The 6838-nt window shown below is 54.5% G+C and carries 6 protein-coding genes; all 6 read right to left on the reverse strand.

Features of this window, described 5'->3' with window-relative positions; genetic code table 11:
- Positions 1–137: 137 nt before the first annotated feature.
- Positions 138–2132: a polysaccharide biosynthesis protein gene (locus ACIPY9_RS17790; protein ID WP_400704072.1), complete on the reverse strand. Its 1995-nt coding sequence runs from the start codon at positions 2130–2132 to the stop codon at positions 138–140.
- A gap of 105 nt (positions 2133–2237) precedes the next feature.
- Positions 2238–3254 (reverse strand): glycosyltransferase family 4 protein, encoded by a 1017-nt coding sequence (locus tag ACIPY9_RS17795; RefSeq protein ID WP_400704075.1) that lies wholly within the window; start codon positions 3252–3254, stop codon positions 2238–2240.
- Between the two features lie 283 nt (positions 3255–3537).
- Entirely contained in the window at positions 3538–4959 is a 1422-nt protein-coding gene (locus ACIPY9_RS17800; protein WP_400704078.1) for an MBL fold metallo-hydrolase RNA specificity domain-containing protein, read from the reverse strand.
- A gap of 455 nt (positions 4960–5414) precedes the next feature.
- Entirely contained in the window at positions 5415–5657 is a 243-nt protein-coding gene (locus ACIPY9_RS17805) for a lipopolysaccharide assembly protein LapA domain-containing protein (protein ID WP_400704081.1), read from the reverse strand.
- 24 nt (positions 5658–5681) lie between these two features.
- Positions 5682–5978 carry an integration host factor subunit beta gene (gene ihfB / locus ACIPY9_RS17810; protein WP_002554561.1) on the reverse strand — a complete coding sequence of 99 codons (297 nt, stop codon included), beginning with the start codon at positions 5976–5978 and terminating at the stop codon, positions 5682–5684.
- A gap of 299 nt (positions 5979–6277) precedes the next feature.
- A partial coding sequence (locus tag ACIPY9_RS17815) for a S1 RNA-binding domain-containing protein (protein ID WP_400704091.1) occupies positions 6278–6838 on the reverse strand: 561 nt, incomplete at its 5' end.

The raw sequence follows: 6838 nt of genomic DNA on the forward strand, positions 1-6838 counted from the left end.
GAAATCTAGACCAGTCGTTATGCCTGTCAACGAACCAGAAAGTGTCTGCGTGTTTCTTGCCTGGTACTTATAAAATGAAACATATGGCTTGCACTAATATGAATACACCTTATTCATGCAAGCCATACGAATGATATTCAGGGCTCTCGCCGACGCTCCTGATAGATCCAGTCAACAATTTCACCTTCGGGTGTATAACCACTGACCGTTTCACGCAGTAACTGGCGAACGCTGTTGTAGTCATCGAGGTCCACGGCGTCGAGCAATGCCGTCAAGCGCCCCTTGAGTACATCCCACTGCAGATAATCTTCATTGGCGCTCATGATCATCGGATGTTCGGTGGCCACGACGTTTTCACCGATGAGTAACTCCTCATAGAGTTTCTCCCCCGGACGCAGGCCCGTGAACTCGATGGAGATATCGCCGTGAGGGTTCTTGTCCGAACGAATGCTCAGCCCCGAAAGATGAATCATCTTCTCGGCCAGCTCGACGATCCTGACAGGCTCCCCCATGTCGAGGACAAAGACATCGCCGCCCTGCCCCATTGAACCGGCCTGAATGACCAGCTGGGCAGCCTCGGGAATCGTCATGAAGTAACGGGTGATCTTCGGATGGGTCACGGTCAATGGCCCGCCAGACTGTATCTGTTTGTGGAACAACGGAATCACCGACCCCGAAGAACCCAGTACATTGCCGAAACGGACCATGATGAAACGGGTCTTGTTGACGTGATGGACATTGGCCCCGTCGCCAAAGATCACCGGCGCGGTTTCACGGCTCAATGCCTGCAGGATCAACTCGGCCAGACGCTTGGTGCTGCCCATGACGTTGGTGGGCCTGACGGCCTTGTCGGTGGAGATCAGGACGAAATTGGAAACTCCGGCCTGCAACGCCGCCTGTGCCGTATTGAGGGTACCGATGACGTTATTGGCAAAGCCCTCGGCAATATTGTGCTCGACCATGGGCACATGCTTGTAGGCGGCCGCGTGATAGACCGTATCGACCTTCCAGGTCTTCATGGTGTCGAGCAGCTTCTGATGGTTACGCACCGATCCCAGGATCGGCAGGAGCCTGACCCGCAGGGATTCGCGCGCGACACGCTGCTCCAGCTCGGACAATATGGAATAGAGGTTGAACTCGCTATGATCGAGCAACAGCAGCTTGGTAGGTTTCAGATCCAGTATCTGCCGGCACAGCTCCGAACCGATCGAACCACCGGCACCGGTCACCAGGACCGTCAGCCCCTTGATGCAGTGCTCAAGCAGGTTTTCCCTGGCCGGGACGGAATCACGCCCCAGAAGGTCCGCGATATCCACTTCCTGAAGGTCATCGACCTTGACGCGCCCCGCCGCCAGATCCATGAACCCCGGAACGCTTCGTACATGCAGGGGGAAACCTTCAAGGAAACCCAGTATTTCGCGACGCCGCCCCCGCGAGGACGACGGGATCGCCAGCAGGATTTCCTGAGCGCCCGTGACATCGATCATGCGCTGGATATATTTGGGCTTGTAGACCTGCAAGCCGGAAATGACCCGGTTGGAAATCGACTCATCGTCATCGATAAAGGCAACGGGGCGCATGAGCCTGCCCATCCGCAGGGCCGCCACGAGCTGGTTGCCCGCAGCACCGGCACCGTATATCGCAACCTTGGGCAGACCGTCCTCGCGATTGGCGAAAGGCATGTGTTTGGCTGCGACGAACCAGTCACCGAGAAAATATTGCCGCATCGCCAGACGGAGGCCACCGAGCATGACCATGCTCAACCACCAGTAGTTGAACATGATCGAGCGGGGAACCACCTGCTGATGATTGCTGTAGAGGTAGACCAGACAGCCCAGAATGAGCGCAGAGAGGGTAACGGCCTTGATGATCGCGATCAGCGCATCGTTACCGAAATAGCGCATGACCGCACGGTACATCCCCATCCGGGCAAACAGCGGAATGGCAACAATCGGTGCGCAGACAAACAGCCAGGTGTGTTTTTCCAGCGGGTTGATCAGGTCTTCGATGCCCAGACGAACGACGAATGCCATCCACAGGGCAAACCAGACCAGAAGAATGTCGGCAGCGACCTGAATTATTCGCTTTCTCCGGCGAGGCAACGCCAGAAGCAAAGCTCGTAATGTATTCATGCCCTTAACACCCCTTGATCCTTATGGAACTTCACAACCCGACATGCGCAGCCAATTGCAGACACACGATGACTCAATTTATATAAAAAACGCGAATACTTAAACTCAATCGGTCTCAAGGCGTCCCGCATCGAACTTGAGTGCCAGTGCGATCAGCGGCACATAGGCGATCAATATCCCCAGCAGGCCATCACCACCGAATACCACCACCCACACCGCCAGAGGCAAGAGCCAGACGAGGTTGATGAGCCCGACCGCCAGGGTGACTGGAAGATGCTTGCCGTAGAAGCGCGAAGCAAATTGATAGGCATGGCTGCGATGAGCTTCGTAAACCTTGTCCCCGCGCAACAGACGGCGAATGAGGGTCACAGTGGCATCGACGATGAAGACACCCAGCAGGATCAGCCACGCCCACAGAAGTTGAGGGGCAACCCAGGCGGCCTGCAGAGAAAGCACGCCCAGCACGATGCCCAGAAAGCCGCTGCCCGCATCGCCCATGAAGATTCGCGCAGGTGGAAAATTCCAGTACAGGAAGCCCATGACAGCCGAGGCCAGCAACAGAGGCCCCCATATCAGGTCGGCGAAACCACCCCAGGCATAGACAAGCGCGATGCCGCCACAGACCGTCACCGCCTCGATACTGGCGATGCCGTCGATGCCGTCCATGAAGTTGTAGAGGTTCAGCATCCACACCAGGTAAAAGGCAGCCAGGATCAGGCCGACAATCCCCAGATCGAGGGTAACTCCGAAAAACTCGAGCGGAGCCAGCCCGCCCAGCCATGCCAGCGCCCATCCGGCCGCCGCGAAGTGCCCCAGCAAGCGCCAGCGCGCCGCGATATGGCCATGATCGTCCATGAACCCGATCAAGGCCACCAGACCACCGGCCCCCACGACAGCGACCAGCGTGGAAGACGAGACACGCTCCTCCCACGCCAACAGAAACATGGCCAGCACAAAGGCGATGACAATAGCCACGCCACCGCCCCGTGGGGTCGGAATGGAATGCGAACTGCGACCATTCGGAACATCCATCAGGCTTCGGGACAAGGCATAACGACGAACCTGGGCCGTCAACCCGAGAGATAAAAGCGCTATGGCGACGACTGACAACCACTCAACCATTTTTGTGTTCCAGAAAATACTGCACGGTCTTTTTCACTGTTCCTGTCATCCTCATGATTGGAAAACAGGCGGACAGGGCATATAGAGGAAGCCTTGCGGCGGGCTTTTCATTAAACGTCTGACAGGCATCTCGAAACGAGAAGTTTTCCTGACGGTATGGGCTCTTTTTGCCCCTGATCGTAGCGATAACAATCAGGGCCTCCCGATCTGCGCCGCAGCCTACTCGGCCACCTTCAAGCTTGCAATAACGAATAACGCTTGCGGGAAAAGACGTCAGTTCAAATCAGGGAATCTGCAGTTCCAATTGCCTGTTTGCCAGCGAATACTTGCGCTTCAGAACATTACCCAACGTTTTTCTTGCACCGGCTTCACCATGGACCAGCCTTATCTGTGTCGGCCACTCGGTCATTTTCGTCACAAAATCGACCAATCCATTTTGATCCGCATGTGCAGAGTAGCCCGCAACCGTGGAAATACCGGCACGGATATCAAAACGCTCCCGATCGAGTTCGACATAACCACCGACGGGACCGTGCTTCTGGATGGCAGCGCCCGGCGTGCCCTTGGCCTGATAGCCGACAAACACTACATTGTGCCGCCTGTCGCCCAGCATGGACTTCAGGTAATTGACGATCCGCCCGCCTGCACACATGCCATTACCGGCAATCACGATCGCGGGCCGCGCGGTGCTGGCCAGATAATTGACCGTCTGCAAATGCCGGGCATGATCATCGATCGTAATCAACTGCGAGAAATCCAGAGGCCGCCTTCCATCCTCCAGGCGCTCACGGGCTTCGTCATCCCAATAGTCTTCAAACGCCTGATAGACCCGGGTAAATCGACTGGCCAGGGGAGAATCGAGAATGATCGGCAAACGCGGCCAGTCTGTCACAGCATCCGTGTCTGACACCGTCTCGCCGAGCAGCCGCTTGCGACGCAGGATATCTTCCAGCTCATAAAGCAGTTCCTGGGTCCGGCCAATGCTGAAGGCAGGAATCAACACCGTCCCCTGATCTTCCAGAGCCTCATCGATGGCTTGTTCAAGACGTCGTTGTCGTGTGCTGCGATCCTCATGAAGACGGTCGCCATAGGTGCTTTCAAGCACAAGAATATCCGCTCGTTCAGGCGCTTTCGGACTGGGGAGCATCGGGGCATGGCAGGCTCCCAGGTCTCCCGAGAACACCACACGCTGCGCACGCCCCTCCAGCGGGTACTGCAAATCACATTCAATGTAGGCCGACCCCAGACTATGGCCGGCACGTTGCAGTCGTACCCGGCAGACAAGGGATTGCGTATCGACCAGACTGAACCAGTGGCCAAAGGGCAAGGCGATGATCCGTTTTTCAATCGCTTTCAGGTAGCGGTCTGCCTGTGCACGGTCATGCTGAAACTTCAACTTCAGAACATCTTCCATGACCAGCGGCAATAAATGAGCGGACGGCTCACTGCACACTATCGGCCCCTGATAGCCCGCAGCCAGAAGATCGGGAATACGCCCGACATGATCGACATGAACATGAGTCACCATGAAGGCCTTGATAGCGGCAGGAGAGAAACCGAATAGCGCGGCCGCTGTCTCAACTGCTCCCTCTTGCGTCGCGCCACAGTCAATCAACAAACTGTTTTCGGCATTCATGCAGAGTTGATGACAGGAGCCCGTTACCGTATTGATCGCGCCATGATGAATGATTTCAGGATAAGACATACCACCACCTGTTTCGACAAGAAACATCCGGCAGGAAATGCTTGTTTAAAGCATATAAGCCAAATATCGCTTTATTTTAAAAGGGGGCGTATTTTGCGCTCGACAGGCTGATCTTCAAGCCTTGACAAAAAACAGAAGAACAAGACAACAAACAGAGTTTATATCCAGAAATTCCGCATAACGGCGATTACAAAGGACAATACACATTGAACTAAAAACACCTCACACACCAAACTTAATTTCCACACCACAAAACAAGAAACATCCTACAAATAAATAAGAACATATTGTAAGAGAGAGACCATAGCTTGATTGAGCCAGCCCCAGGAAATGAGCGGGCGGCACTGAGCTTTGGGAACGGATAAAAGAGAGGTATTCCTGTAATGCCACGAACCGGGTACGAAAAGGCCAACACCTTTTCGCACAAGGCCTGGCATCCTGCGATGCCAGCGGGTTTAAATCGAACGGGCTGGATGCGTACGCTTTTTGCGCAGACTCGCGAGCCAGGCCAAGGCAGGCCCGATCAGCATTCCCAGCAAAAGAGCCAGAATGACAGGAACCGCCTGGGAAAGCTGAGGAGCTGACCAGCCAAAGAAAACCAGCGTAACAGGCTGCTGATTCTCAAGCATGAATGCCGTCGTTGCCAACACGATGAGAAATACAACGACAGTCAATATGACCCGTTTGAAAATGCGCATCTATTGATCCTTTGGTTTCAGGCCTCAAAAGCCCTCTTCTTCATCCTCATTGACCCGATCCCGCAATTCCTTGCCGGGCTTGAAGTGAGGAACGAATTTACCGTCGAGACTGACAGACTGGCCCGTTTTAGGATTACGCCCCACTCGTGGAGCACGGTAATGCAGGGAGAAGCTGCCAAAACCCCGGATTTCTATACGGTCGCCTGTTGCCAGGCACTGAGACATTTGTTCAAGCATGGTCTTGATGGCCAACTCGACATCCTTGGATGAGAGCAGCCCTTGATGGGTGACAATTCGTTCGATCAACTCCGACTTCGTCATATTTTTCCCTTCTTTTTCAAGCAGCTAGATCAGCGCTCCGAAGGTTTTAGCATGACCGGAAGATTTTGAACAGCCCATGTATTGACTTATGTGAACTCATATCAACCAGGCATGAATTCATGGCAAGCGCATGACAGCAGGAAGGAAAAAAGGATGCAGATCAGACAGGGAGCGGCCTGAAGGCCGTTGAGGCGCTTTGGAAGCGGAGCAATCGCAAGAGGAAAACGGCTTTGAAGGCGAGAAAGACGGATACAAAAAAGGGTGGCCGAAGCCACCCTTTTTCAATGGTCAGACAGAACTCAGTTCTGTTTTTCCATTTGAGCGCGCAGCAGGTCACCAATAGTGGTTGGACCAGTGCTTTCAGCAGCTTCAGGCTTGCTACGCAGGCTCTGGATAGCTTCTTTCTCGTCTTCAACGTCTTTCGACTTGATGGACAGGCTGATTACGCGGCTCTTGCGGTCAACGCTGATGATCTTGGCTTCGATCTCTTCGCCTTCTTTCAGAACGTTACGCGCGTCTTCAACGCGGTCACGGCTGATTTCGGAGGCTTTGAGGGTAGCTTCGATGTCGTCGGCCAGAGTGATGATGGCGCCTTTGGCGTCAACTTCTTTAACGGTACCGCGAACGATAGCGCCTTTGTCATTGACAGTGACGTACTCGGAGAACGGATCGCTTTCCAGTTGTTTGATACCCAGGGAGATACGCTCACGCTCTGGATCAACAGACAGGATTACGGTGTCGAGCTCGTCGCCCTTCTTGAAGCGACGTACGGCTTCTTCGCCCACTTCGTTCCAGGAGATGTCGGACAGGTGAACCAGACCGTCGATGCCGCCGTCCAGACCAATGAAGATACCGAAAAC

The organism is Pseudomonas sp. NPDC089734, from assembly GCF_044748865.1.
In the GTDB taxonomy this organism is placed as follows: domain Bacteria; phylum Pseudomonadota; class Gammaproteobacteria; order Pseudomonadales; family Pseudomonadaceae; genus Aquipseudomonas.